The 26918-nt window shown below is 70.9% G+C and carries 24 protein-coding genes, 1 tRNA gene and 1 other RNA gene; 9 read left to right on the top strand and 17 right to left on the bottom strand.

The annotated features are described in order from the left end of the window. Positions 1-159 precede the first annotated feature (159 nt). Positions 160-744, top strand: a complete 585-nt coding sequence (locus tag ABZ671_RS04280) for a hypothetical protein (RefSeq protein ID WP_357850981.1) — start codon at positions 160-162, stop codon at positions 742-744. A 7-nt stretch (positions 745-751) separates the two neighbouring features. Next, a complete protein-coding gene (locus tag ABZ671_RS04275) occupies positions 752-1801 on the top strand; it encodes a hypothetical protein (protein WP_357850978.1) in 1050 nt (349 codons plus the stop codon). A 156-nt stretch (positions 1802-1957) separates the two neighbouring features. Here the strand turns inward: ABZ671_RS04275 and ABZ671_RS04270 are convergent. Beyond that, positions 1958-2030: transfer RNA gene (locus tag ABZ671_RS04270), tRNA-Ala, on the bottom strand. 87 nt (positions 2031-2117) lie between these two features. Further along, a complete protein-coding gene (locus tag ABZ671_RS04265) occupies positions 2118-2708 on the bottom strand; it encodes a YqgE/AlgH family protein (RefSeq protein ID WP_357850975.1) in 591 nt (196 codons plus the stop codon). Between the two features lie 154 nt (positions 2709-2862). Between ABZ671_RS04265 and ABZ671_RS04260 the strand changes: the two genes are divergently transcribed. Both ABZ671_RS04260 and mdlC read left to right on the top strand, forming a co-directional pair. After that, positions 2863-3666: an S-methyl-5'-thioadenosine phosphorylase gene (locus tag ABZ671_RS04260; RefSeq protein WP_357850971.1), complete on the top strand. Its 804-nt coding sequence runs from the start codon at positions 2863-2865 to the stop codon at positions 3664-3666. Positions 3667-3746: 80 nt separating this feature from the next. Further along, a complete protein-coding gene (mdlC, locus tag ABZ671_RS04255; protein WP_357850968.1) occupies positions 3747-5342 on the top strand; it encodes a benzoylformate decarboxylase in 1596 nt (531 codons plus the stop codon). A 15-nt stretch (positions 5343-5357) separates the two neighbouring features. On the opposite strand, the gene ABZ671_RS04250 is transcribed toward mdlC, so the two are convergent. The 9 genes from ABZ671_RS04250 to pruA all read right to left on the bottom strand — a co-directional run bounded on the left by ABZ671_RS04250 (position 5358) and on the right by pruA (position 13064). Beyond that, positions 5358-5828: a hypothetical protein gene (locus ABZ671_RS04250; protein WP_357850966.1), complete on the bottom strand. Its 471-nt coding sequence runs from the start codon at positions 5826-5828 to the stop codon at positions 5358-5360. Between the two features lie 113 nt (positions 5829-5941). Continuing rightward, the gene (locus ABZ671_RS04245) at positions 5942-6598 is read right to left on the bottom strand and encodes a hypothetical protein (protein ID WP_357850963.1); all 657 of its coding nucleotides are present in this window, start codon (positions 6596-6598) and stop codon (positions 5942-5944) included. A 78-nt stretch (positions 6599-6676) separates the two neighbouring features. Next, positions 6677-7052, bottom strand: a transfer-messenger RNA (tmRNA) gene (ssrA, locus tag ABZ671_RS04240). A gap of 104 nt (positions 7053-7156) precedes the next feature. Beyond that, complete coding sequence (smpB, locus tag ABZ671_RS04235) at positions 7157-7636, bottom strand: SsrA-binding protein SmpB (RefSeq protein ID WP_357850960.1); 480 nt, start codon at positions 7634-7636, stop codon at positions 7157-7159. A 122-nt stretch (positions 7637-7758) separates the two neighbouring features. After that, entirely contained in the window at positions 7759-8634 is an 876-nt protein-coding gene (gene ftsX / locus ABZ671_RS04230) for a permease-like cell division protein FtsX (RefSeq protein WP_357850957.1), read from the bottom strand. A gap of 71 nt (positions 8635-8705) precedes the next feature. Then, positions 8706-9386: a cell division ATP-binding protein FtsE gene (gene ftsE / locus ABZ671_RS04225; protein WP_357542010.1), complete on the bottom strand. Its 681-nt coding sequence runs from the start codon at positions 9384-9386 to the stop codon at positions 8706-8708. 118 nt (positions 9387-9504) lie between these two features. Continuing rightward, entirely contained in the window at positions 9505-10626 is a 1122-nt protein-coding gene (gene prfB, locus ABZ671_RS04220) for a peptide chain release factor 2 (RefSeq protein WP_357850953.1), read from the bottom strand. 120 nt (positions 10627-10746) lie between these two features. Then, positions 10747-11265 (bottom strand): PadR family transcriptional regulator, encoded by a 519-nt coding sequence (locus ABZ671_RS04215; RefSeq protein ID WP_357850950.1) that lies wholly within the window; start codon positions 11263-11265, stop codon positions 10747-10749. 170 nt (positions 11266-11435) lie between these two features. Then, on the bottom strand, positions 11436-13064 hold the full coding sequence (gene pruA, locus ABZ671_RS04210) for an L-glutamate gamma-semialdehyde dehydrogenase (protein ID WP_357850947.1): 1629 nt from the start codon (positions 13062-13064) through the stop codon (positions 11436-11438). A gap of 530 nt (positions 13065-13594) precedes the next feature. Between pruA and ABZ671_RS04205 the strand changes: the two genes are divergently transcribed. Further along, positions 13595-14611 (top strand): hypothetical protein, encoded by a 1017-nt coding sequence (locus tag ABZ671_RS04205; protein WP_357850944.1) that lies wholly within the window; start codon positions 13595-13597, stop codon positions 14609-14611. Between the two features lie 15 nt (positions 14612-14626). Here ABZ671_RS04205 and ABZ671_RS04200 read toward each other — a convergent pair whose 3' ends face one another. Next, positions 14627-15136: a hypothetical protein gene (locus tag ABZ671_RS04200; protein WP_357850941.1), complete on the bottom strand. Its 510-nt coding sequence runs from the start codon at positions 15134-15136 to the stop codon at positions 14627-14629. 205 nt (positions 15137-15341) lie between these two features. On the opposite strand from ABZ671_RS04200, the gene ABZ671_RS04195 reads away from it, so the two are divergent. Further along, the gene (locus ABZ671_RS04195) at positions 15342-15569 is read left to right on the top strand and encodes a helix-turn-helix domain-containing protein (protein ID WP_357850938.1); all 228 of its coding nucleotides are present in this window, start codon (positions 15342-15344) and stop codon (positions 15567-15569) included. A gap of 101 nt (positions 15570-15670) precedes the next feature. Continuing rightward, positions 15671-16255: an Rv3235 family protein gene (locus tag ABZ671_RS04190; RefSeq protein WP_357850935.1), complete on the top strand. Its 585-nt coding sequence runs from the start codon at positions 15671-15673 to the stop codon at positions 16253-16255. Between the two features lie 174 nt (positions 16256-16429). Here ABZ671_RS04190 and secA read toward each other — a convergent pair whose 3' ends face one another. Then, on the bottom strand, positions 16430-19333 hold the full coding sequence (secA, locus tag ABZ671_RS04185; protein WP_357850931.1) for a preprotein translocase subunit SecA: 2904 nt from the start codon (positions 19331-19333) through the stop codon (positions 16430-16432). A gap of 168 nt (positions 19334-19501) precedes the next feature. Between secA and ABZ671_RS04180 the strand changes: the two genes are divergently transcribed. Both ABZ671_RS04180 and ABZ671_RS04175 read left to right on the top strand, forming a co-directional pair. Then, complete coding sequence (locus tag ABZ671_RS04180) at positions 19502-20659, top strand: GNAT family N-acetyltransferase (protein ID WP_357850928.1); 1158 nt, start codon at positions 19502-19504, stop codon at positions 20657-20659. After that, on the top strand, positions 20656-21765 hold the full coding sequence (locus tag ABZ671_RS04175) for a GNAT family N-acetyltransferase (protein WP_357850925.1): 1110 nt from the start codon (positions 20656-20658) through the stop codon (positions 21763-21765). The genes ABZ671_RS04180 and ABZ671_RS04175 overlap by 4 nt, the downstream gene beginning before the upstream one ends. 46 nt (positions 21766-21811) lie before the next feature. Here the strand turns inward: ABZ671_RS04175 and raiA are convergent, their stop codons facing one another. The 4 genes from raiA to mtrB all read right to left on the bottom strand — a co-directional run bounded on the left by raiA (position 21812) and on the right by mtrB (position 26909). Then, positions 21812-22465 (bottom strand): ribosome-associated translation inhibitor RaiA, encoded by a 654-nt coding sequence (raiA, locus tag ABZ671_RS04170; RefSeq protein ID WP_357850922.1) that lies wholly within the window; start codon positions 22463-22465, stop codon positions 21812-21814. A 250-nt stretch (positions 22466-22715) separates the two neighbouring features. Further along, positions 22716-23417, bottom strand: coding sequence for a ComF family protein (locus tag ABZ671_RS04165; protein ID WP_357851708.1), 702 nt, complete (start codon positions 23415-23417; stop codon positions 22716-22718). A gap of 7 nt (positions 23418-23424) precedes the next feature. Continuing rightward, positions 23425-25224: an LpqB family beta-propeller domain-containing protein gene (locus ABZ671_RS04160; RefSeq protein WP_357850918.1), complete on the bottom strand. Its 1800-nt coding sequence runs from the start codon at positions 25222-25224 to the stop codon at positions 23425-23427. Continuing rightward, positions 25221-26909, bottom strand: coding sequence for an MtrAB system histidine kinase MtrB (mtrB, locus tag ABZ671_RS04155; protein ID WP_357851705.1), 1689 nt, complete (start codon positions 26907-26909; stop codon positions 25221-25223). Before mtrB ends, ABZ671_RS04160 begins: the two co-directional genes overlap by 4 nt. Positions 26910-26918: the final 9 nt, after the last annotated feature.

Raw genomic sequence — 26918 nt, 5'->3', positions numbered from 1 at the left:
ACCCCACCTTGATCATCAACACTCCGGCTACCGCGCTCTCCGGCGTGTACACCGGCCAGGTGATCCACAGCGTGAGCTAAATCCGGAAGACAAGCACGAAACAGGACATATCGTCATAGCCTGCTTGCAACACCTCCAACCGGCACGAAAGGGAGCCTCATGAAGAAAGCCCGGATATACGCCCTGGTGGGCGCCGCTGCCATGGTCGGGGGCGCGCTTGTCGCCACCCCCGCCTCTGCGGTCACCTGCGACTCCGGCACCGCCTGCTCGACCACAGTCACGTTCACCCTCACGCCGGGAACGTTCCAGATCACCGTTCCGGACTCGCCGGTCGCGCTCGCCAACAACGGCACGCCGGGCGGCTACGCGTACGGGCAACTCGGCTCGGTCACGGTCAGCGACAACCGCGAATCAGCGACACCGTCCTGGACCGTCACCGTCACCGGAACGACATTCACCAACCCTGCGGGCGGCCCGACGATCCCGACCAGCAGCGTCTACTACTGTTCGGGCACCGCCACAGCCACCACCGGCAGCGGCACCTTCACCCCCGGCCAGACCGGCTGCGCCGCGCCTCCGCCGCCCACCGGGCAGACCGTTGACACCGGCCCGATCGCCTACAGCCACGGTACGGACGGCACCGGTAACAACTCGGCGACCTGGAACCCGCTGATCACGGTGAGCATCCCCGCCGATGCGGTGGCCGGAACATTCACCGGCACGATCACCCACACCCTCACCTGAGCCGCCCGTGACACGGCTGCGCTCGCTAACCCACGGGGTGCTCACCGTTCTCCTCTGCACCGCCGTCGTCGGCGTACCCACCACTGGATACGCCGGCGGCGGCGGTCCGCGGACCGGTGCCACGAGCGAGCCCCCACGCTCGCCGGACGGCAAGCTCGGCGTCCAGCTGCTGGAGGTGTCCGAGAACCGACGCGACGATCCGCGCGCCATGGTCTACATCGTCGACCACATCAACCCGGGCACCCGGATCGTCCGGCGCTTCGAGGTGAGCAACAGCACGTCCACGACCCGACGGATCACGGTCTTCGTCGGCGCCGCCGAGGTCAAGAACAACGAGTTCGTCCCCGCCGAAGATCGCGACGCCAACGAACTGCCCACCTGGGTCACGGTCGACCGGCCCTCGTTCGACGCCCGGCCGCACAGCAAGACGACGGTACGGGCCACCATCGACATCCCGGCGTCCGCGCCCCGAGGGGAGCGCTACGGCGGAATCTGGGCCTCGGTCTCCAGCGCCGGCAGCGGAGGAACCGTACAGCAGGTCCACCAGGTGGGAATCCGCCTCTACCTCGACATCGGGCCGGGCGGGGACCCGCCGTCGGACTTCCAGATCGACGAGTTACGGCCCGGTCGCACCGACCAGGGCCTTCCGGTCATCAAGGCGACAGTGCGGAACACGGGGGAACGCGCCCTCGACCTGACCGGCAAGGCATGGCTCTCGGACGGGCCGGGCGGCCTGAGCGCCGGTCCGGTCCCCGCCCAGGTCGCCACCACCGTCACACCGGGCGGCACGGCCGCCGTCATGGTGGTCCTCGACCACCAACTCCCCAACGGTCCGTGGCAGGTGCGGCTCCAGCTCGAGAGCGGACGGGTCAAACGCGAGGTCAGCGGCCGCCTCACCTTCCCACAGGAGAACGGGGCCTGGGGCCTGCCCGCCGACCTCAGCAAGGGCCTGCCGCTCGCGGCCCTGCTCGTCGGCAGCCTGGCCATCCTGGCGCTCGCCGCAGTCGCCCTCGTGGTACGCCGATCCCGGGCGAAGGCCCGCCAGCCGGTCGGCTGATTGAGCCGCCGTCCCCGCGCTCGACGAATTGTCCAGGGCGAACACCGGCGTGTCGCGGCGAGGACCTCAACTGATCGCCTCAGAGGCATGTCTGCGCTTCGTGGAATGGCAAAAGCCCCGGTGAGGTTGATCCCTCACCAGGGCTTTTCGCTTGGGTGGAGCCGAGGGGACTCGAACCCCTGACCCCCACACTGCCAGTGTGGTGCGCTACCAGCTGCGCCACGGCCCCTTGCGGTCGTCCCCGGTCGCCCGGGCACGGAGAGAACTATACACACGCCAGCCGCCATGGTCATATCGCGGGGTCCCCTGCACACGATCAGTTCAACGCCACGTCCGGCGGGAAGTGGGCGACCGCCGCCAGCATGCCGCCCTGCCGGCGCAGCACCATCGGCCAGAGATCATCCGGCCGTTCGACGAAGGCGTCCCCTGGGAGGGCATCCAGGACGAACCAGGACCCCTCCTCGATTTCGCGCTCCACCTGACCGGTGCCCCAACCGGAGTAGCCGGCGAAGACCCGGATCCCACCGATCGCGTCCCGCAGCCGCTCAGGGTCGACCGAAAGGTCGATGGTGCCCACCGCACCGGTGACCCGGTGGAAGCCCTTCACCGGCTTGATGGGATGGCGCATCCGGGCCAGGCAGATGGCCGAGTCGGGTTGCACGGGGCCGCCCTCGAAGAGCACCGCCGGGTCACGGGCCAGATCGCTCCAGTCACCCAGAACGTCGGATACCGGCACCTCGGTGGGCCGGTTCAGCACCACGCCGAGCGCGCCGCCGGGCTCGTGGGCGACCAGCAGCACGACCGTACGGTCGAAGTTCGGATCCTTCAACGCCGGAGTCGCCACCAGCAGCCGCCCGGTCATCGACTCCATGGCTCGGCCACCGACCGTCTGTCCGTCACCCTGCATGTCCGACACCCGTCAGCCGCACGCCGGTGTTGCCGATCCGACGCCGTCGACCAGCCACGCTGTCAACGCCATGCCACGCACGATAGCTTGCGGCCGGCCCACTGACTAAGGTCTAAATGGCAGGTGATCGCAACAGGATCGAAGGAGGACCGGGATGGGCCCCACGGCCGAACTGGCGGTGATCGGCGGGTCGGGCCTGTACGCCCTGCTCGACGGCGCCACCGAGCATGTGTTGGACACGCCGTACGGGCCGCCGTCGGACGCGGTCACCATCGCCGAGGTGGGCGGCCGGCGGGTGGCGTTCCTGCCCCGGCACGGACGCGACCACCGCTACCCGCCGCACCTGATCCCGTACCGGGCGAACCTGTGGGCGCTGCGGTCGCTCGGCGTACGCCAGGTGTTCGCCCCCTGCGCGGTGGGCGGGCTGCGGCCGGAGCTGGGCCCGGGCACGTTCGTGGTGCCGGACCAGCTCATCGACCGCACCAGCGGGCGCACTCAGACCTACTACGACCAGGGCGCGGTGCACGTCCCGTTCGCCGACCCGTACTGCCCGATCGGGCGGCGGACCCTGCTCGACGCGGCGGCCGGGCGTGCCGTGCCGGCGGTGGACGGCGGGACGGTGGTGGTGGCCGAGGGGCCCCGCTTCTCCACCCGGGCCGAGTCGCGCTGGTTCGCCTCGATCGGCGGCACGGTGGTCAACATGACCGGCCACCCGGAGGCGGTGCTCGCCCGCGAGCTGGCTCTCTGCTACACCTCGATCGCGCTGGTCACCGACCTGGACGCGGGGGTCGAGGCCGGCGAGTCGGTCACTCAGGAAGAGGTCTTCCGGGTCTTCGCGGAGAACACCGACCGGCTACGCGGGGTGCTGCTGGACGCGGTCGCCGCGCTGCCCGCCGAGCGGGCCTGCCCGTGTGGGCACGCGCTCGACGGGATCAAGCTGCCCTTCCAGCTGCCCTGACCACCCGCCGCCAGGTCCACGAAGCCCGGGAAGCCCGGGAAGCGCCCGAAAAGTCGGCTGATGCCCGATAGATTCGGCTGATGGCGACGGTCCGCGACACGACGTACGACCTGCTCCGCGACCTGGGCCTGACCACCGTCTTCGGCAACCCCGGCTCCACCGAGGAACCCTTCCTGCGAGACTTCCCGGCCGACTTCCGCTACGTGCACGCGCTGCAGGAGGCGTCGGCGATGAGCATGGCCGACGGGTACGCCCAGGCCACCGGCCGCCCCGCGCACGTCAACCTGCACACCGCGCCGGGCACCGGCAACGGCATGGGCAACCTGGTCACCGCCTGGCACAACAAGACCCCGCTGATCGTCACCGCCGGCCAGCAGTCCCGGCAGATGCTGCTGCTCGAGCCTCGACTGGCCAGCCGCCGGGCGGCCGAGCTGACGCAGCCGTACGTCAAGTGGGCCCACGAGCCGACCCGCGCGCAGGACATCCCGGCCGCTTTCATGCGGGCGTACGCCACGGCGGTCCAACCCCCGGCCGGGCCGGTCTTTCTCTCCCTACCCATGGACGACTGGGGCGAGCCCACCGACCCGCCCCCGCAGGTACGCACAGTGGCCACCCGGTTCGCCCCCGACCCGGACCGGTTGCGCGGCTTCGCCGCCACCCTCGCGGCCAGCCGCGCCCCGGTGCTGGTGCTCGGCGCGGCGGTGGACCGGGCCGACGCCTGGGCGGCGGCCGTGGCACTGGCCGAGCGGCTGGCCGCCCCGGTCTGGGCCGCGCCGGCGCCGGAACGGGCCGTCTTCCCCGAGGACCACCCGCAGTTCCGGGGCGTCCTGCCGTACGCGATCGACCCGCTCGCCGAATCGCTGCGCGGACACGACACCGTGCTGGTGGTCGGTGCCCCGGTATTCCGCTACTACCCGCACGTCCCCGGCGACTATTTGCCGGCCGAGGCGCGGCTGCTGCACGTCACCGACGACCCGGAGGAGGCGGCCCGCGCCCCGGTCGGGGAAAGCCTGCTCGGCGATGCCGGGCTGACCCTCGCGAGCCTGGTGGAGCTGCTGTCGCCCACGGCCCGGCCGGCACCACCCAACCGCGCGCAGCCGGAAACGCCCGAGGCCACCAGCCCGCCGAGCGCCGACGCGCTCTTCGCCGAGCTGGCCCGGCACTGGCCGGCCGACGGGGTGCTGGTGCAGGAGTCACCATCCAACCTGGCCGCGCTGCGCCGCCGGCTGCGGATCAGCCGACCCCGCTCGTACTTCACAATGGCCAGCGGCGGCCTCGGCTTCGGCCTGCCGGCGGCGGTCGGGATCGCCCTGGCCGAGCGGGACACCGGGCGCGGCCGGCCGGTGGTGGCGGTGATCGGCGACGGCTCGTTCCACTACTCGGTGCAGGCGCTGTGGACCGGCGCGCAGCTGCGCCTGCCGCTCGCCGTCGTGGTCCCGGCCAACCAGCAGTACGCGATCCTCAAAGCGTTCGCCGAGCTGAAGCACACGCCGGGGGTGCCCGCGCTGGACCTGCCCGGCCTGGACATCGCCGCGATCGCGCACGGCTACGGCTGCGCGTCGGCCGTGGTGGACCCGCTGGACCGGCTCGGGGAGGCGCTCGCCGCCGCGCTGGCCGCCGACCGGCCGACCGTGCTGCCGGCGCCGATCAGCACCGAGCTGCCCCGGATCCTGTGAGGGGGCTGGGCCGGGTCAGTTCTCCCCGCCCAGGTCGGCCTGGTACGCCTCCCACAGCAGGTCGGCACCGCGCTGCCGGTGCCGGTCGAGGGCGCTCAGCAGGCGTCCGACCCCCTCCCGCAGTTCCTCGGCCGAGACGCCGGGCAGGGCAGCCGCCCGCTGCAGAGCGGCGATCGCCGCAGCGATGCCGGCGTGCTCGCGGTGCAGCAGCCGCACCCCGCGATCCAGCCGGGGCGCCTCGTGCAGCAGCGCGGCGTAGAGGCCGGTGGGGCCCTCGGTGACCCGGACGTGTTCGGCGAAACCCTGCCGGACCGGGCCGAGGTGGCGCATCAGCCGCTCCCGCCAGCTCGGCTCCCCGGTCGACGCGGCGAGCACCCGGGCGAGGGCGTGCACGTCGCCGAGGAAGTTGGGCCGGGGCTGGCGCGCGGCGGGCGGGCGGGCCGTCGCGGCAACGGTGGACGGCTGCTGGACCGGACCGGTGGCCATGGGCACCTCCCGCACTGCTGCGCTCACCGCGATGGTGAACCCGTACGGCCCGGGCTGTCCAGGCCCGGCGGGCAGCTCATTCGCCCCATCTGCACCAATCGGCGCAGGCGCCCCTATCGGCCCAGCGGATCGTCGGCCATCTCGCGCAACCGGCCGGCGAGGAGGTGCGCGTCGGCGTCCCGGCCGTTGTTCGGCCGGCCCGCGGTCATCGCGTCGGCGAGCGCCCGCAACTCGTACGGCGGCAGCGTGGCCAGCCCCATGCCCTGCAACGGGATGGTCGCCCGGCGGCCGGTGTCCCGGTCGCGGGCGATGACCGTCGGCACCCGCACCACCGCGTCCCCGCCGGCCCGGTAGACGACCGTGCCGCCGTGGATGTCGGCGGTGGCCAGGTCGACGGTGCGGACACCGAACGCGCCGCGCACGGAGGCCCGAGTCCCCTCCAGCCAGGCGGCGGTGCGCAGCACCCGCAGCAGCAGATAGAGCCCGAGCAGCACGAACGGAAGGCCACACAACCCGACGAGCCGGAACGACTCCGGCACGGCCGTGTCGTGCAGAGCCGGCGGCAGCATGCCGGGCGGCAGGTCCCGCGCCTCCTCGTACGACGGGAACGGGTCGCCGTAGCCGGTCAGCCGGGCCAGTAGGCGGTCGGCGATCATCGGCAGGAGCACGAAGACCGCACCGAACCCGGTGAACACGACGCCCCCGACCACGGCGAAGGCGCGCTGGCGCGGCCCGGCGCCCACGGACAGTGCGATCCTCTCGTTCGTCACAGGCGCAGCGTAGGCCGGGGTTTGGTCAGCGTATGGAAAGAGGCCCTGAAAGTGTCGGAACACTCTCAGGGCCTCGATCGGTGGAGGTGCCGGGAATCGAACCCGGGTCCTTCGCCGGTTTGTCAGGGCTTCTCCGAGCGCAGCTCGCTATGCCTCTACTCGGCCCCACCGCTCACGCGAGCGAGTTGGTGTGACGGGCCCAGTCGCTGATTGATCTCGCCGCACGGACCCCGCGACCGGGTCCGGTTGGCCAGCCTCCTAGCTGATGCCGGCTAACTGGGACGAAGGCGTTCCCAGGCCGACAGACTCACTACTCGCCTCAGGCGGCGAGAGCGAAGTCAGCGCGATTGTTCTTGGCGCTTATTGGTTTCCGACGAACGATTCTCGAGACGACGTCGGCTTCCTCGGCTCGCTTCCCCTGCCGCAACGTACGAAGTCGAAACCAGTCACCCCCTCGGTCGGCCGCCCTGTTGGCGGCTCCGTCAAGAATAACGCCTGCCGCAACCGGATTCATCCCGCGCCCCGGCCCTGATCACCAGCCCGGACAAAGACGACAAATCAGTCGTCCATTCCCTTGCCGCGCCGGCCCGCCGCGCGGGCGATCTCCCGGTCGGCGTCCCGCTTGGCAAGGTCCTGGCGCTTGTCGTACGACTTCTTACCCCGAGCCAGGCCGATTTCCACCTTCGCCCAGCCGTCGTGGAAGTAGACCTGCAACGGCACCAGGGTGAGACCGCTCTCCCGGGTCTTGCCGACCAGCCGGTCAATCTCCAGCCGCTTGAGCAGCAGCTTCCTGGTCCGCCGGGGCTCGTGGTTGGTCCAGGTGCCCTGCGTGTACTCCGGGATGTGCATGCCGTGCAGGTAGAGCTCGCCGTCGCGCTCCTGGGCGAACGCGTCGACCAGCGACGCCCGCCCGGCCCGCAACGACTTGACCTCGGTGCCGGTCAGCGCCATGCCCGCCTCGTACGTGTCGAGGATGGCGTAGTCGTGGCGGGCCTTCTTGTTGGAGGCGACCACCTTGCGCCCCTTCTCCCGTGGCATCGGCGCCACCTCCCTTCCGATCGGTCCGCGACCACCGGCCACGCATGCTACCCGAATGACAAGGGCCCTCCCGCGTGGTTTATTCCGACGCGGGAGGGCCCCTGGGAGAGCCGTCGCGGTAACTAGACCCGCAGGTAGAAGCGGAGCGTGACCCAGGCGGTGACAGCGCTGATCAGACCACCGACGCCGGCCATGAGCGGGAACGTCAGGAAGATGTCGGACCAGGAGATCGGCGTGATCAGGCCCTCCAGGGCCGCCAGCGACCCGCGGGCCGCCACCACCTTCAAGGCGACCAGCGCGACCAGACTGAGGATCGAGCCGAACAGGCCGGCGAACACGGCCTCCAGCACGAACGGGGCCTGGATGAACCAGTTGGAGGCACCGACCAGCTTCATGACCGCCACCTCGCGGCGCTTGCTGTACGCGGCCACCTGGATGGTGTTCGCGACCAGCAGCAACGCGGCGACCGCCATCACCAGCGCGATGGCCAGCGCGAAGTTCTGGATCCCGGTGAGGACGCCGAAGACCTTGTCGAGCAGCTTGCTCTGGTCGACGATCTCTTCGACCCCCTCGGAGTCCTTGTACTGGTCATAGATGTTCTTGTACTGCTCCGGGTTGTTCAGCTTGAGCCGGTAGGACTCGGGCAGCTGGTCCGGCTTGACGGCGTTCACCAGGTCGGGAGCGTCCGCGTACATCTTCTTGAAGCGCTCGTACGCCTGCTGCTTGTCGACGTACGTGACCTGCTTGATCAGCGCGTCGCTGTTGAGCTTCGTGTCCAGCTCGGTGCGCTGCTGTGCGGTGACGTCCGTCTTGAGGAAGATCGAGACCTCGACGTTCTCGTAGTAGAGGTCCTTCATGTCCCCGACCTTCTGATAGAGAAGGCCGCTACCACCCAGCATGAACAGCGATACCGCCATCGTGATGATCATCGCGATGGACATCGTGACGTTGCGCCACAGCCCGACCAGTACCTCGGTCAGGACGTATTTCATCCGCATCGGGAAAATCCTCCGGCTCTCCGGCGTGAGGTGTTCGTCGTCAGGATCTACGGATCGTCAGCGCGGACGGCTCAGCCGTAGACGCCACGGGCCTGGTCGCGCACGATGCGGCCGCTCTCGATCTCGACGACCCGGCGGCGCATCTGGTTCACGATGTTGGAGTCGTGGGTGACCATCACGACGGTCGTGCCGGTGCGGTTGATCCGGTCCAGCAGGCGCATGATCTCGATCGACGTGTCCGGGTCCAGGTTTCCGGTGGGCTCATCGGCCAGCAGGATCAGCGGCCGGTTCACGAAAGCCCGGGCCACCGCCACCCGCTGCTGCTCACCACCGGAGAGCTCGTGGGGGTAACGGTGTTCCTTACCGCCGAGGCCGACCAGCTCCAGCACCTCCGGCACGACCCGACGGGCAACCGCCTTGGTCTTGCCGATCACCTCAAGGGCGAACGCCACGTTCTCGTACGCGGTGCGGTTCGGCAGAAGGCGGAAGTCCTGGAAGACACAGCCGATGGAACGCCGGAAGTGGGGTCGCTTCCAGGACCGCATCGATGTGACGTCCTTGCCGTTGACGACGACCCGCCCCTTGTTGGGGGCGACCTCGTGCAGCAACAGCTTGATGATCGTGGACTTGCCGGAGCCGGATGGACCGATGAAGAAGACGAACTCGCCCTTCTCGATCGAGACGGACACGTTGTCGAGCGAAGGCCGGGACGCCTTCGGGTACGTCTTCGTCACTTGCTCAAGCTGAATCACGGGTCGAGAGTCTACGCGGTGTAACGAAGGAGCCAAGCCCCCCGCCCCGGCGATGCGAGTCGCGTCATCGATTCAGCCGCTCAGGCAGAGATCGATGACGCGCTGCGTCCGACCGGTATCACGCACCGTCAGCGGTGAGCTGCCGCTGCTTGCGCCAGCGGATACCGGCCTCGATGAAGCTGTCCAGCTCACCGTCGAAGACCGAGGACGGATTGCCCGTCTCCTGCTCGGTACGCAGATCCTTCACCATCTGATACGGGTGCAGGACGTACGAGCGCATCTGGTCGCCCCACGAACCGGCGGCCTCGGTCTTCAGGCCCTGGAGCTTGGCCTGCTCCTCCTGGCGCTTGCGCTCCAGCAGCCGGGCCTGGAGCACCCGCAGCGCGGAGGCCTTGTTCTGCAGCTGCGACTTCTCGTTCTGGCAGGTGACCACGATGCCGGTCGGAACGTGAGTGATCCGGACCGCCGAGTCGGTGGTGTTGACGCTCTGCCCACCCGGGCCCGAGGAGCGGTAGACGTCAATTCGCATCTCGTTCTCGGGGATGTCGATGTGGTCCGTCTGCTCGACGACCGGCAGCACCTCGACACCGGCGAAGCTGGTCTGCCGCCGCCCCTGGTTGTCGAACGGGCTGATCCGCACCAGCCGGTGGGTGCCGGACTCGACGCTGAGCGTGCCGTACGCGTAGGGCACCTTGACCGTGAAGGTCGCCGACTTGAGGCCCGCCTCCTCCGCGTACGAGGTCTCGTAGACCTCGGTCGGGTAGCCGTGCCGCTCGGCCCAGCGCAGGTACATCCGCAGCAGCATCTCGGCGAAGTCCGCCGCGTCCACGCCACCGGCGCCGGCCCGGATGGCGACCAGCGCCTCCCGGGAGTCGTACTCGCCGGAGAGCAGGGTGCGGACCTCCATCTCCTGGATGGCCTTGGTCAGCCCGGCGAGCTCCGACTCGACCTCGGCCAGGGCGCCCGGGTCGGACTCGTCCTGGGCGAGCTCCAGCAGCACCCCGGCGTCGTCGAGCCGCGAGCGCAGGTCGCCGAGCTTGGTGATCTCGCCGTTGACGTACGACAGTTGCGACGTCACCTGCTGCGCCTTGGCCTGGTCGTCCCAGAGGTCGGGCGCGGAGGCCTCCTGCTCCAGACGGGCCTTCTGCTCGCGCAGCTTGTCGAGGTCGAGGACGGCCTCGATGTTGCGCAGGGTGGCGTCGAGGTCCTTGAGCTGTTCGGCATAATCGGCAGCGGTCACGACAGACAAGCGTACTGCGCGGCAGCGGCGCGGGCTTGCGAGCCCCGCGATCACCGGCGAAAAGTCAGCGCGGCACCGCCGGCGGGACTGCTCACCGCAGCGACCCGGCCCGCCGGTGGGTCACTCGGCGACCGGCGCGGTCTTGAGCCAGGACAGAGCGGCCCGGTGATAGGCGACCGCGAACTCCAGCGCGCTGGCGTCGTAGTTGTCGCCTTCCTTCTTGGCGTTCTTGACCTGCTCACGCGCCGCCGCGAGAGCCTCGGTGTGGTACTCGTTCGCCGTGGCGTACAGGTTGTTCAGTTGGCTCGCCGAGTGCAGGCCGCCGAAGGCGATCCGCAGGGCAACCGGGTTCCGGATGGTGTCCTTGCCGGGGTTTTCGGCCAGCCAGCGAGAAAATGTCCGTTTTCCGGCGGCCGTGATCGCGTACGGCTGACTCATCCGCGGCCCGGGCTTGCCCAACCGCACCAGGCCCTTCTCCGCCAGCACCGGCAACTCCCGGTAGACCTGGCTACGCGTCATCGACCAGTACGGCGCCAGCCGGCGCTCGGCGGCGGCCATGAGCTGGCCGCCTGTCATGGGACCCTCGTGCAGCAGCCCCAGCAGGGCCGCCGCCGTCGGATTGACTCCGGTTTCCGCCATGCCCTCTAAGCTGCCACTTTGCCCGACCCGGCGTCCAGGATTTGCCGTTTTCGCCACCCGATATGTCGTCCGATGTGCACTGTCGGCCGACGACAGTCCGCGACAGACGTGCGGAAAGGAGGGGCCCCTTGTTAACAGACGTCTGTTAACAAGCAGCCCCTCCTTTCACCTCAGCCCATGTGCGGGTAGGTGTGGTCGGTCGGCGGGACGAAGGTTTCCTTGATCGTCCGCGGCGACATCCAGCGGATCAGGTTGTGCCAGGACCCCGCCTTGTCGTTGGTGCCGCTGGCGCGGGCCCCGCCGAACGGCTGCTGCCCGACCACCGCGCCGGTCGGCTTGTCGTTGATGTAGAAGTTGCCGGCCGCGTACCGCATCTTCTCGGCCACCTGGTCGACCACCCGGCGGTCGGTCGCGAAGATCGACCCGGTCAGCGCGTACGGCGCGATCGACTCGGCCTGCGCGACCACCTCGTCGAAGCGGGCGTCGTCGAAGACGTGCACACCCAGAATCGGCCCGAAGTATTCGGTGGTGAAGGTCTCGTGCCCCGGGTCGGAGCACTCGAACAGGGTCGGCCGGACGAAGTAACCGACCGAGTCGTCGGCGGTGCCGCCGGCCAGGATCCGGCAGCTGTCGTCACCGCTGATCAGCTCCAGCGCGGCGGTGTGCCGGCTGAACGCCTTGTCGTCGATCACCGCGCCGCCGAAGTTGCGGAAGTCGGTCACGTCGCCGTAGGTCAGCGAGTCGGCGGTGGCGGCCAGCCGGTCCCGCAGCCCACCCTCCCAGATCGACCGCGGGACGTACGCCCGGGACGCGGCCGAGCACTTCTGCCCCTGGTACTCGTACGCGCCCCGAAGCAGCGCGGTGTGCAGCGCGTCCACGTCGGCGCTGGTGTGCGCGACCACGAAGTCCTTGCCGCCGGTCTCGCCGACCAGGCGCGGGTAGCCCCGGTAGCGGGCGATGTTCTCGCCGACGGTCCGCCACAGGTGCTGGAACACCTTGGTCGACCCGGTGAAGTGGATGCCGGCCAGGTCCGGGTCGGCGAGCACCACGTCGGAGACCTCCTCGCCGCGCCCGGTGACCATGTTGATCACGCCGGGCGGCAGGCCGGCCGCCTCGAACAGCCGCATGGTGAAGTGCGCGGCGAACTGTTGGGTCGGGCCCGGCTTCCAGACCACGGTGTTGCCGAGCAGGGCCGGCGCCGAGGGCAGGTTGCCCGCGATCGCGGTGAAGTTGAACGGGGTGATCGCGTAGACGAAGCCCTCAAGCGGACGGTGGTCGAAGCGGTTCCACACGCCCGGCGAGGACATCGGCTGCTCGGCCAGCAGCTTGCGAGCGAAATACACGTTGAACCGCAGGAAGTCGATGAACTCGCAGGCCGCGTCGATCTCGGCCTGGACGGCCGTCTTGGACTGGCCGAGCATGGTGGCCGCGTTGAGGGTGTCCCGCCAGGGGCCGGCGAGCAGGTCGGCGGCGCGCAGGAAGATCGCCGCCCGCTCCTCGAACGGCAGCGCCCGCCACATCGGAGCGGCGTCCTTGGCGGCCTTCACCGCGGCGTGGGCGTCGTCGTGGGTGGCGTGCCCGGTGACGCCGAGCACGTGCGCGTGCTTGTGCGGCTGGACCACGTTGATCGGCGCACCGCCGGCCATCCGCTGCTCGCCGGCGATGGTCATCGGCAGCTCGATCTGCGCGGCGGCCAACTCGGTCAGCCGCCGCTGGAGCCGCTCCCGGTCGGCGCTGCCGGGCTCGTAGGTGTGGACCGGCTCGTTGCGCGGCTCGGGTACGGAGAACACGGCGTCCATCACGGCTCCTGTGCGATCTCGGCGGCTGTGGCGAAATCGGACCCGCGCGGACACCGGCCGGTCAGCCGGGTGCCGGGCACCGCGCGGCGGACCGGTCGCGGCGGCGGGACCTGGGCCGATTCTTTCATGCGATGCCTGCGGCCCACCCCTGGCCGCCCCTCGTCCGACCGACCTCGCCGAGGCCGATCGAGGCCGGATCGGACACCAGGCACACACCGGACCGTAGGCAGGGCCGGCTTTGATCCGACGGACCATCGGCAAACCACCCCCTCACCCTCCGATCCGTCACCCGGCACGCCCAGCCTGCCCCACCTCTTCGGCGCGCCCAATCCATGATCAACTCGATGTGCGGCAAGAGGTGGTCTCGTCATCGGATTTGACCCCCACATGCCGCACCTTGGGTCGATCAAGCCCTGCCCTGAGCCAGCACGCAAGCGGACCTCAGGGACGCCTCGGGTGACGCGTACGCTGGAAGACCGTGACCTGCCCGGCCCGTCGCGGCCGATCCGGCGTCCGTCGAAGGGAAGAGGATGAGCAAGCAGCCCGGCAGCTTCACGGCTGCGGAGCCGGACCAGCCCGAAACCGCCCCGGAGGCGGCGGAGCAGCCGGCCCCGGCCGCCGAGGCCACCGAGACGCCGGACCGACCGGCGTACGCTCCCGGCACGCTGGTGCTGGCGCTGGTGGCGGTCGGCTGGCTCGCCGCGATGCTCTGGTCCACCCGCGCGGCGATCAACAGCGCTGCGGCCGGCGTCACCGCGATCAGTCTTTCCGCGTACGCGCTGCCCGGCGTCATCACCGCTGCGCTGATCGCCGGAGCCGCGGTCGCCCTGGCGGCGACCAACCCGCTCGGCCGGGTCACCCTGCGCTTCCTCACCGCCGTCGGCACCGGCCTGCTGGTCGGGTTCGCCGCCGCGGTGGCGATCAACCTGACGTACGCCGACAACGCGACCACCAACACCATCGCCGGCACCACCGCTGCGGCGGCGATCATCGGCGGCGCGATGGCCGGCGCCCGCAACGCCCGGGTGGTCGGCGCCCTGGCCACGGCCACGCTGGCCGCCCAGGTCTTCGTGGTGCTGTTCAGCCGCGCCCGGGACCCGCTGTCCGGCCTGTTCGGCGCCGGAGAGACCCAGCAGTCGATCCTCGACGCCGCGAAGTGGGTGTCCCGGACCGAGTCGCTGCTCGCCGGGCTGGTCGCCGGCCTGTTGGCCTTCGGCTACCTGGCCTGGGCCCGCCGCCGCGCCACCCGCCGGAGCGGGTCCACGGCGCCGCTGCGCTGGCCGGCGTACCTGGTCGCTGGGGCCGGGCCGGGCCTGCTCCTGCTGCTCACCGAGGTGATCATCCGGATCGGCGGGCGCGGCCTGCTGAACCTGGCCGCCGCCCTCAGCGAGGCCGACCAGGTGGCGCAGACCTCCCTCGGCACCTCCCGGATCGACAACGGCATCTGGGTGCTCTTCGTCGGGGCGCTCACCGCGCTCGTGGCGTTCGGCCGCACCCTCGGTCCACGCCCCGATGGGGACGAGCCCGCCGAGGAGATGGCCGCCTGACCCGCCGTCGGGCGGTCAGGAGACCTCGCGCAGCAGCAGCTCCAGCTCGGTCACGTCGTACCACTCCAGCTCGTGATCCTCGGTGCCGTCGACGGTGAACTGAGCGTCGGGGTCGCCGGCCCGGGCGGCGGCGGCCACCTCGGCGGCGGCCGCCACGTCACCGACCGCCTCCGCGCCGTCGATGTGGATCGCCGCGACCGCGGCCACCGGCACCGGCCCGGCCAACCGGACGACGCTGGAACCGAGCTCGCCGTCGACCCGGCCGACGGACCGCGCCGGCAGGTCCGCCGAGACGACCATCCGCCGCCGGGGCGCGGCCGGATCGGCCCGCAGCAGCAACAGGGCGTCCTGGGCGGCCCGGGTGAAGGCGACGTACTCCAGTTCCTCCTCGTCGCCCTCGGCGTACCACTCGCGCAGCTCCGGGGTGACCGCGTGCGCCTCGCCGACCGTCAGCCCCTGCTCGCGCAGCCGCGCCAGCATCGGGGCGGTCGCCGGCACGTACACCCGGACAAGCTCGTCGGCCACCGGTCTCTCCCCTGCTCAGGCTCGACCGGCGGATGCCGGCTCCGGGCGCCGATCATGCCGTACGCCGTGACCGTCATACACCCTGCACCCGCCGGGAAGAAGTTTCCTACCGGTGTGTCCCGGCGCGGATCGCCGCGACGGTGACTGGGGCGGGGCGGCTCCTGGTGGCAAACTGAAGCAAACGAAGCCGACCCGGGGAGTCACCGTGGAGCCGAGGTTCCTGCTGCTGTCCGACGTGGCCGCCGAGCTCAACGTCTCGGACTCTCAGGTGTACCACATGGTGCGCAGCGGTGAGCTGCCCGCGATCAAGATTGGCGGCCGCGGGCAGTGGCGGGTCGAACGCGCCCGACTGGAGGAGTACATCCAGCGCAAGTACGCAGAGACCGCCGAGTGGGTACGCGCCAACCCACTCACCGAACGCGACGCGGAGTGACCACACAATGGCACAGCGGCATTGACGGCCGACCCCGCCCTGCCCCAGAATGGGGCCTACCGGAGGCAAACGAAGGCAAACGCAACGAACAGGGGTTGAGGATGGTCGACAGCCGCCGCCCGCTGGCATCGCGTCCCCCGGTCCGGCTCCGCCCCGCCCCGCCGATCGACCCGCCCTGCGTCGACGAGGGCTCACCCTGGGGCGACGTTGACCAGCTCGACCTGTTCGGCTCCCACCGCCGCGATCCCGGCCGGCCCGCCGGCCGGCCCGTGGATGTCCGACCGGCACCGGCCCGCCCGGGGCTGCGTACCGGTGGCCCACCGGCGGCCGCCCTGGCCACCGCCACCCCCGAGGCCACCCGCGCCGCCCATCGGTTCGTCCGCACGTTCCTGGAGATCGTCAACGGCTACCGGCCACCCGGGCAGCTCCGGCCGTTCTGCGTGCCCGATGCCGCGTCCCGGGTGACCACCGAGCTGGCCCGGGCGGCCCGCCGGGTCATCCCGACCCGTCGTCGCAGCGCCCGACCGGCGCTCCAGCTCCGCCGGCTGCGGGTCTGCGAGCCCCGCGCCGGCGCGGTCGAAGCCGCCGCCGTGCTCGCCGGTGCCGCCGGCACGAGCTGGGCCATCGCCCTGCGCCTGGAGCACCGCCGCGGCAACTGGCTCTGCACCATCCTCGACGTCCTCTGAGCCCCCAACCTCTGGCGCGGCCCGCGCCGAGATAGTGCTCGATCCAGGAAACAAGGGCCCCCACCCGGCGCCGACACCACTCAATCCCAGATCGAACACGATCTTGCCGGGAGATACGGGCGGGCCCCGGCCGTGATCGGCCGGGGCCCGGTGTCGCGTTGGTGCGGGCGCGGGTCAGTTGCCGCCGTTGGGCGAGCCGTGGCAGCGCTTGTACTTGCGGCCGGAGCCGCACGGGCACGGCGCGTTGCGGGACGGCCCCTCAGCGCCATCCACCTGGCCCGGCGCGCCACGCCGGGCGGTGCTGGCCGCGACGGCCTGGCCGGTCATCCCCGGGGCCGAACGGCGCGGGGTCGACGCGGCGGGACGCTCCGGCGCCTCGGTGCGGCCGAGGCCAAGCGCCGGGGCCTGCTGCTCGGGGCGCTCGATCACCGGGGCGCCCCGGCCCGCCTCGCCGTCGACGGCCGGCGCGGAGTATTGCAGGCCCTGCTGCTGCGGCGCACGGTTGAGGCCCTTGGCACGGATCTCCACCGGCTTCTCCAGCAGCTGCACCTCCTCGGCCTCCGGCTCGGGCTCCTCGACCTGCACCTCGAGGTTGTAGAGGAAGCCGACCGTCTCCTCCTTGATGCCGTCCATCATGGTGGCGAACATGTCGAAGCCCTCGCGCTGGTACTCGATGACCGGATCGCGCTGGGCGTACGCCCGCAGGCTGATGCCCTCCTGGAGGTAGTCCATCTCGTAGAGGTGCTCGCGCCACTTGCGGTCGATCACCTGGAGCAGGACCATCCGCTCCAGCTGGCGTACCGCCTCCTCGCCGAGCTGCTCCTCGCGCCGGTCGTACGCGGCGTTCGCGTCCTCCTTCAGGCGGGCGAGCAGGAAGTCATGGTCGAGGCCGGCCCGAGAACCCACCTCATCCTCCAGCTCCGCGACGGTGATGCCCACCGGGTAGAGCTGCTTGAGGCTGGACCAGAGCTGGTCGAGGTCCCAGTCCTCGGCGTAGCCGTCGCTGGTGGCACCGGTGACGTACGCGGTGATCACGTCGTCGATCATGTTGCGGACCTGGTCGGAGAGGTCCTCGCCGTTGAGCACCCGGAGGCGCTCGGCGTAGATCACCTGGCGCTGCTTGTTCATCACCTCGTCGTACTTGAGGACGTTCTTCCGGATCTCGGCGTTCTGGCCCTCGATCTGGGCCTGCGCGCTCTTGATCTGGCGGGTCACCATCTTCGACTCGATGGGCACGTCCTCCGGGATGTTGAAGCGCTCCATCACCGCCTCGACGGCACCGGCGCGGAAACGCTTCATCAGATCGTCCTGCAGAGACAGGTAGAAACGGGACTCGCCCGGGTCACCCTGCCGGCCGGCGCGACCACGGAGCTGGTTGTCGATCCGACGGGACTCGTGCCGCTCGGTGCCCAGCACGTAGAGGCCACCGGCGGCGGCGACCTCCTCAGCCTCGGTGTCGCAGGCCTGCTTCCAGGTGGGCAGGACCTCCTCCATCGCCTTGGCGTACTCCTCCGGCTGCTCGACCGGGTCGAGGCCGCGCTGGCGCAGCTCGTTGGCGGCGAGGAACTCGGCGTTGCCGCCGAGCAGGATGTCCGTACCACGGCCGGCCATGTTGGTGGCGACGGTGACCGCGCCCTTGCGCCCGGCCTGGGCGACGATCTCCGCCTCCTTGGCGTGGAACTTCGCGTTCAACACCGAGTGCGGGATGCCGCGGCGGCGCAGCAGCTGGGAGAGGATCTCGGAGTTTTCCACCGAGACCGTGCCGACCAGCACCGGCTGACCCTGCTCGTGCCGCTCGGCGATGTCCTCGACCACGGCGTTGAACTTGGCCTTCTCGGTCTTGTAGATCACATCCGGGCGGTCGAGGCGAACCATCGGCCGGTGCGTCGGGATGGTCACCACGCCGACCTTGTAGACCTTGTTGAACTCGCCCGCCTCGGTCTGGGCGGTGCCGGTCATGCCGGAGAGCTTCTCGTAGAGCCGGAAGTAGTTCTGAAGGGTGATGGTGGCCAGGGTCTGGTTCTCCTGCTTGATCTCCACCCCCTCCTTGGCCTCGATCGCCTGGTGCATGCCCTCGTTGTAGCGACGGCCGTGCAGGATGCGGCCGGTGAACTCGTCGACGATCAGGACCTCGCCCTCGCTGACGATGTAGTCCTTGTCGCGCTTGTAGAGCTCCTTGGCCTTGATCGCGTTGTTGAGGTAGCCGACGAGCGGGGTGTTGACCGACTCATAGAGGTTGTCGATGCCAAGCCGGTCCTCGACCTTGGCCACGCCGCGCTCGGTGATGGCGATGGTGCGCTTGGAGTGGTCGACCTCGTAGTCGCCCTCGCCGTCGGTGCCCGGCTGGAGGCGGGCCACCACGCCGGCGAACTCCTGGTACCAGCGGGCGGAGTGCTCGGCCGGGCCAGAGATGATCAGCGGGGTCCGGGCCTCGTCGATGAGGATCGAGTCGACCTCGTCGACCACGGCGAAGAAGTGGCCGCGCTGGACCAGCTCCTCCTTCGACCACGCCATGTTGTCGCGCAGGTAGTCGAAGCCGAACTCGTTGTTGGTGCCGTAGGTGATGTCGCACTCGTACGCGGCCCGGTGCTCGGTGGACGGCCGGTTGGGCAGCACCACGCCGACGGTCAGGCCGAGGAACTCGTGCACCCGCCCCATCCAGGCGGCGTCGCGCTGGGCCAGGTAGTCGTTCACGGTGATCACGTGGACGCCCTTGCCGGCGAGGGCGTTGAGGTAGACCGGCATGACCGAGGTCAGGGTCTTGCCCTCACCGGTCTTCATCTCGGCGATGTTGCCGAAGTGCAGCGCCGCGCCGCCCATCACCTGGACGTCGTAGGGCCGCTGACCGAGCACCCGCGCGGCCGCCTCGCGGCACACCGCGAACGCCTCGGGCAGCAGGTCGTCGAGGGTTTCCCCGTCGGCGAGCCGCTCCTTGAACTGGTCGGTCATGGCGCGCAGCTCGTCGTCGGTGAGGTTGACGTAGTCGTCCTCGATTGAATTGACGGCGGCGGCGATGGCCTTGAGCCGACGCACCATGCGACCCTCGCCGGCGCGAAGGACCTTTTCCAGAATCGACACGGATCAACGCTCCCCTAGACGGTCTCGAACCATCGTAGGCGCTGCATCGTCGTCATGGTCACTGGTGGCGGTGGTCCGGGCCGACGAACCCGACATAACACCTGAGCGACCGGTCGAGCGGCGGTAATCGGGTTACGCCCAGCGCGAACGATCCGGCACGATGCTCGCGTGGAGCCCGTGGAAATCATCGAGGACGGCCTGCTGCTGCGCCCCTGGCGGGCCGAGGACGCCGACGCGGTGTGCCGCGCCTGCCAGGACCCGGAAATCCAGCGCTGGACCACCGTACCCCGCCCGTACCGGCCCGAACACGCCCTCGACTTCGTCGCCAGGAAGAGCAGCCCGGCGGCCTGGGCCGCCGGCACCGGGGCGGAGTTCGCGGTCTGCGACGCCGCCACCGGCGAGCTGCTTGCCTCCTGCGGCCTGATCTCGATCGACCCGGGCCACGGCAGCGCCGAGATCGGCTACTGGACCGCGCCGTGGGCGCGCGGCCGAGGCGTCGCGGTCCGCGCCACCCGGGCGGTCGCCCGCTGGGCCTTCGACGTACGCGAACTGCGCCGGCTGATCTGGCAGGCCGAGATCGGCAACCACGCCTCCCGGCTGGTCGCGCTGCGCGCCGGCTTCCGGATCGAGGGCGAGTTGCGGCTGGCCGACCCCGCGCCCGGTGGCCGGCGCGAAGGTTGGCTCGGCTCACTGTTCCCCGGCGAGGTGCCCGCACCCGGCGAACCCGGCCCCGCCGGCCCGGGCACCCTGGAAGCCCGCCGGGCCGCCGTGTTCGGCCGCCCGCAGCCCGTCCTCTTCGCCACCACTGGCGCCGCCGAGCTGCGGCTGCGCCCGCTCGAGGAACGCGACCTGGACGCGGTCGTGACGACCTGCCAGGACGAGCAGACCGTACGTTGGACAAGCGTGCCGCACCCCTACCAGCGGGAGCACGCCGAGGGTTTCCTCGACATCACCCAGGCCGCCTGGGCCCGGGGCAGCAGCGCGAACTACGCCATCGCCGACGCCGACGACCGGTACGCCGGCTCCATCGACCTGCGCATCTCCCCCGCCGACCCGCTCGTCGCCGACGTCGGCTTCATGACCGCCCCGCACGCCCGGGGTCGCGGATACATGCCCGCCGCGGTGACCGCGCTCTGCGCCTGGGGATTCACGACGCTCGGCCTGGCCCGGATCGAGTGGCGGGCCAACGTGGGCAACACCGCCTCCCGCCGAGCAGCCGAAAAGGCGGGATTCGTCTTCGAGGGCACCACCCGGGCCGGCATCCAGCAGCGGGGCGAGCGGCCGGACGTCTGGGTGGCCTCGCTGCTTCCCGGGGACCTGGCGTGACGCCGGAGACGATCGAGGCGTACGGGGTGCGGCTGCGGCCGTCCCGCCCCGACGACGTCGCGGACACCGCCGCTGCCTGCGCGGATCCGATCACCCAGCGGTTCATGCCCGGCCTGCCGAACCCGTACACCGAGGAGAGCGCCCGCTGGTGGATCGCCGAGGGCGAGCCCGCGGCCTGGGCCGCCGGCGGCGCGTCGTACGCGATCGCGGACCCGGCCACCGACCGACTGCTCGGCGCGGTCGGGCTGAGCAACTCGATGCCCAAACGCCGGCAGTTCGAGATCGGCTACTGGGTGGCGCCCTGGGCTCGCGGCCGAGGCGTCGCCACGACGGCCACCCGCGCGCTGGCCGAGCAGGCCTTCGCCGCCGGCTGCGCACGCCTGGAACTGCTCGCCGACGAGGAGAACACGGCCAGCCAGCGGGTCGCGCTCGCGGCCGGGTTCCGGCCCGAGGGAGTACGCCGGTCGGCCGGCACCGCGCGCGACGGCAGCCGGTACGACCTGGTCGCCTGGGTACGCCTGGCCGACGATCCGCCCGGTCCGGCCGCCCGACTGCTGCCCGACCTGCCCGAGGAGCGCCTCACCGACGGCGTGGTGACCGTGCGCCGGGTCGCCCTCGGCGACGCGGACACGCTGCACCGGCTGCACACGCTGCCCGAGGTGGTGGCGAACCGGGTGCCGCCGGTCCCGCCGACGCGGGAGTCGACCGAGCGGCGCTGCCGCCTGGCGGAGTGCCACTGGTTGGCCGGCCGCTCGGCCGACCTCGTGATCGTGGACGCGGCGTCCGGCGCGGTCGCCGGCGGCAGCGCCCTGGTGTACGACGAGCCGGCCACCGGCCAGGCCATGCTCGGCTACAGCGTGCTGCCCGAGGCGCGCGGCCGAGGGCTGGCCACTCGGGCGGTGCGACTCGTCGCCGGCTGGGCGTTCGAGATCGGGCTGGCCCGGCTCTGGGCAGGCACCCGCCCGGAGAACGTCGCCTCCCAGCGGGTGCTGAAAAAGGCCGGCTTCCGGCGAGAGGGGCTGCTGCGCGGCCGGCTCCCCAGCCCGGGCGACACCCGCACCGACTCGGTCGTCTACGGGCTGCTCGCCGCGGACCTGCCGCGTTAAGAAGGGGCCCCTGCTCTACCTGAGGCGTTAAGCAGGGGCCCTTCCTTCAGAAGGTGGTGTCGAGGGAGATGATTCCGTAGTCGTAGGCGTGCCGGCGGTAGACCACGCTGGGGCGGCCGGACTCCTTGTCCTGGAACAGGTAGAAATCGTGGCCGACCAGTTCCATCTGGAACAGCGCGTCGTCGACGGTCATCGGCTCCGCGGGGTGCACCTTCTCCCGCGCGATGTGCCACGGCTGGCCGTCGGCGTACTCCTGGTAGTCGTCCTCGTCGGGGCGCTCGGCGACCGCAGTCGCCGTCGCCGCGTCGTTCAGCACCGCCAGCCCCGGACCATCCAGGTCGGCGACCGGCAGACCCGCGGTGGCCGCGGCGACAGAGAGCGGCGCGTGCCGCCCGCGGTGGACCCGACGCCGGTCCGCTGCCCGGCGGAAGCGGGTGTCCAGCTTGGCGATGGCGGTGTCCAGCGCACTGTAGAAGTCGCTCGTGCAGGCCTCGGCCCGGATCACCGGGCCCCGCGTCACGCAGGTTATTTCCACCCGCTGACAGTGATCGGCCTGGCGGGGATTCCGCTCGTGGAACAACTCGACATCCACGCGAATAAGCTTGTGGTCGTAGCGCTCGATCTTCGCGAGCTTCTCGGCTACGTGCACCCGGTAGTGATCCGGCACTTCGACGTTACGGCCCTTGACCACGATGTCCACGTGACCTCCCTTGTTCGGACGGTCGTCTTGATTCGGCACTCGGCCGACGCGCCCGGAGAGCATCCCGCTCGGCGTCGACCGGATTGGTACGGCTACGCCTCCCTTCCCACGTCGCGGGCGGCTTGGGAAGCTCCTACCCCCGACACGAGAACGCTAACTCCTGTTCCCCCAACCGTCACCCCTTGTCGTCGAGACTGCCCCCGAATTCTCGCAGCTCGTACACGAAGGGGCGAAACGAAGACACAGAGCGTCACCGGCAGAGTCGCTTTTGCGTTGCGGCCAGCACCGCTGCCGCCTTTGGCGTCATTCCCGCAGAGCGCAAGATCCGGCTCACCGCCGCCAACGTCGCGCCGGTGGTGAGGATGTCGTCGAGCAGCACCACGAGGCCGTTTGCCGGCATCCCGCCGCCCCGGCGCAGCCGGAACGCCCCCTCGGCCGCGGCGGCGCGCCCGGCGCTGTCCAGCACGACCGAGTCCGGCCGGGGCAACGCCCGCAACGGCCGGAACACCCGTACCGGCCACCCGGCCGCCCGCAGCCGGCCCGCCGCGTGGCGGGTCAACCGGTCCAGGTGGTCGCCGTAGCGGGCTCGGGCCGCCCGCGCGGTGTCCGGCACCGGCACCAGGATCAGCGGCCGGGCCGGGCCCACCGCCGCGGCCACCACCTCGGCGAGCAACGCGCCCAGTGGCCGACCCAGCCCGTGCCGGCCCCGCTCCTTGTACGCCAGCAGCCCCTCCCGCAACGCACCCGCGTACGGGCCGAGCGCGACGCAGGGCGGCAGGTCGGGCGGGGCCGGGTCCGGGCGGGCCGGCGCGGGGCGCAGCGCCTCCAGCTCACCGACGCAGCGCGGACAGAAGCCGTGGGCCAGGCCCGACACCCGGTTCGCGCAACCGGCGCACCCGGCCGGCAACACCAGGTCGGTCAGGTCCGACCAGAGTCCGCCCAGGCCCCGCACCGGCACCTCAGTAGAGGAAGAAGGGTGCCGTCGGGTTCAAGGCCTTGCCGCCCGGCGTCGGCGGGGTCACGTCCCGCACCTGATCCGGCTTGATGGGCTCGAACGGGTTGTTCCGGTAGGCCACCTTGTTCGCCTCATACATGTAGGAGAAGGACGGCAGCACGCCGACCGGGCCGCCCGGGTACGCGGCCAGCTGGGTCACCTCGGCACCGACCTCCCGCTTGAGCGCGGTCTCCAGCCCGCCGTCCACGTAGGTCTGGTAGATCGCTGGCCGACCCGCCTCGATACCGGCGAAGACCAACTGGTTCTCCGCGTACCAATCAACGGCGGTGAGGCCGGTGAGCCGGGTGACCAGCCGCCGGGGCTGATTCACCGTGGCCCCTCCCCCGTCGAAGCTCACCGAGGCCACCCAGAGCTGGCCACCGATGATCAGCGCGATCCGGTGCCCGTCGTACGAGCCGGCGACCGCGGTGACCGCACCCGGGGCGGCCAGCGTGATCGGGGTCATGACCGCCATGCTGTCGAACCGGTAGAGCCGACCGTCGGCCACCACCAGACCGGTCGGATGGTCCAGGTCCGGCGAACGGAGCCAGGTCGGACGACCGATCGAGCCGTACGACTTCTCGCTGCCGGTGAACAAGGTGACCGGGGCCGGGTCGGCGCCGACCATGAGCCGCTGCCGGTCCGAGCGGGTGACCACCAGCGCGGCCAGCACCTCGTCGCCGGCGCGGCTGAGCGCCGCGGACACGACGCCCTTGTTGACCTTGTCCGACACCGGCACCGGGCCGGCCGGCTCACCGGCGATGGAGAAGGAGTGGATCACGCCGTCATAGACGCAGAAGCGCTCGGGCATCCCGGCGGTGGGGTACAGCGCGAACTCGGTCTTCTCTCGCTGCTGCTCGAGGTCGACGGTGTGCCGGTTCTGATTCTGGATCTTGAGCTGAAGCTTGCCCTTGAAATCCCGCAACGACCACGCCAGCTGGGTGGCGAGCTTGGCCAGCTTCAGCTCGTTGGCATCGGGCATGGTCAGGTTGACCTCCCAGCGATTGTTCGCATTGGTGGCGTTGTTGATCAGAGCGGTGCCACCGGGCAGCCGGCTCACCCCCTGCGCGAGCCATTCGGGCGGACCGAAGGCGAGCCACTTGACCACCTCGGTGACCCGGCGTTCGTTGGGCACCGTCGCGGGCAGGTACCGCTGGTCGGGCACCAGCCGGTTCTGGTCGGCGCTCCAAAAGTAGATGGGGTGGATGCCGTAGTAGCTGCGTAGGGCGTCGTCACTGAGCAGCAGCACGTTCGGCATCTCAGTGATGAACAACCCGTTGTGGCCGTCGTCGGCCGGGCGGAGCTTGAACACGTACTCGGTGTCGCCGCCCGTTGGCGTTAGGGTGCCGTCGGGGCGCAGCACACCGACCTGCTGCACGGGCACCGTGACCTCCCAGGTGCCCTCGTTGTTCAAAGTCACCTCCGCCTTCTCCCGCAGCCGGACCACGGTCAGCTCCACTTCGCTGCTCTGCTTCTCCCGCAGCCGGGGCTGGTATTCCCGCGCGATGAACTCCTTGACGCGGGCGTACGCCTGCTCGCGCTCGCCGGCGGCGGCGGCGAGATAGTTGAGGATGAACTGGCTGGGGTCGCTGCTGGCGGTCCGGGTGGGTGGCTGGGCGCTATGGCCGTTGAGCGGACCGGCCTCGGCCGCCGTCGAGGGGCGGCCGTCCACGTGCACCTCGGTCTGCTCGGGAATGCCGCAGCCGGCCAGCCCGACGGGCAGGACCACCCCGGCCAGCAGCCCGGCCACCAGCGCACGCCTCATGAGATCACCTCCGCCCGGCCGACATCCTCGACCGGCCCGATGGCCATCAGCCCACCGTGGCGCGGGCCGCCGAACGGCACCGGGGCGTCGGCCGGCACCAGCCGCAGCGGCGAGGTGGTCAGCCGATCGCCGGCCCGCGCCGGCAGGGTCAGCCGGAACTGGGCGCCCTGCCCGGGCGCGCCCCACGCCTCCAGCCAGCCACCGTGCAGCCGGGCATCCTCCACGCTGATCGACAGACCGAGGCCCGTGCCCCCGGTCTGCCGAGCCCGGGACGGATCGGCCCGCCAGAAGCGGTTGAACACCAGCTTCTCCTCGCCCGGCTTGAGCCCCACGCCGTGGTCCCGCACGGTGACCGCCACCGCGCTCTCGTCCATCCCCAGAGTGATCCGCACCGGCCGGCCCTCGCCGTGCTCGACCGCGTTGCCGACCAGGTTGCGCAGCACCCGTTCGACCCGGCGCGGATCCACCTCCGCGATCACCGGCGTGTCCGGCAGGACCAGGTCGATGGTGACGCCCACCCGCTCGGCCAGCCCGGCCAGCCGCTCGGTCACCCGGTGCACCACCGGCACCAGGTCGGTCGGCTCAGCGTCCAGCACCGCGAAGCCGGCGTCGAACCGGCTGATCTCCAACAGGTCGGTGAGCAGTTCCTCGAACCGGTCCAGCTCGGCCTGGAGCAGCTCGGCGCTACGGGCCACCGCCGGGTCGAACCCGTCCCGCTCGGAGAAGATCAGGTCGGCGGCCATCCGGACCGTGGTCAGCGGCGTACGCAGCTCGTGCGAGACGTCGGAGGTGAACCGGCGCTGCAACCGGGACATCTCCTCCAGCCGGAGGATCTGCCGCTGCAGGTTGGTCGCCATCTGGTTGAACGAGGCGGCCAGCAGGGCCAGGTCGTCCTCGCCGTTGACCGCCATCCGCTGGTCGAGCAGCCCGGCGGAGAGCCGCTGGGCGGTCCGGGCGGCCACCCGTACCGGGGTCACCACCAGCCGGGTGACCAGGGCGGCGAGCAGGCTGAGCAGGATCACCAGCGCGACACCGGTGGCGACCACGGTGGCCCGGGCGTCGGCGGCGGTGGCGTCCTGCCGGGCCAGCGGTACGAGGTAGTAGAGCTCCAGCTGCCCGAACCGGGTCGGCACGGGGGATCCGTAGACGAGGTATTTGGTGCGTTGACCGCCGAGGACCCCGGTGCGGATCTGGTGGGCGACGTTGCCGGCGGCGACGGACGACCGCAGCTCCGCACCGATCAGCGGGCCCACCTCGACCTCCGGGGAACTGCGCGGCGCGATGGACCCGATGGTGTTGTCCCCGGTGATCGCCACCACCACGCCGCTGGTCTGCGTCGGGTCACCGCCGGCCAGGTAGGTGACCGTGCCGTCGATGGTGTCCTGGAGCTGAGCTTCCTCCGCCCGGCTGTAGAGGTTGAACTGCTTCGAGGCGTACTCGCTGCCATTGGTCAACCGCGACCGGACGTCGGTCTCGGCGTTCTCCAGCAGGATGCCGCTGATCTTGTCGGCGATCAGGTACGCGAAACCGCCCACCAGCAGGCTGGACGCCACCAGCGTGATGGTCACCACACGAAGCTGGAGCGACCGCCGCCATGCGCTGTGCACGCCGGAGGTCAGCCGGGACGCCAAGGCGGCGAGGCCGCGACGCAGCAACCGCGCCACCCGCAGCCAGCGGGCGGCGATGGTCGGCGA

Origin of the sequence: Micromonospora sp. NPDC006766 (assembly GCF_040636055.1) — a bacterium.
GTDB lineage: Bacteria > Actinomycetota > Actinomycetes > Mycobacteriales > Micromonosporaceae > Micromonospora.
The sequence above is the reverse complement of the archived record's forward strand: the minus strand, read 5'-3'. Positions and strand labels throughout refer to the sequence as shown.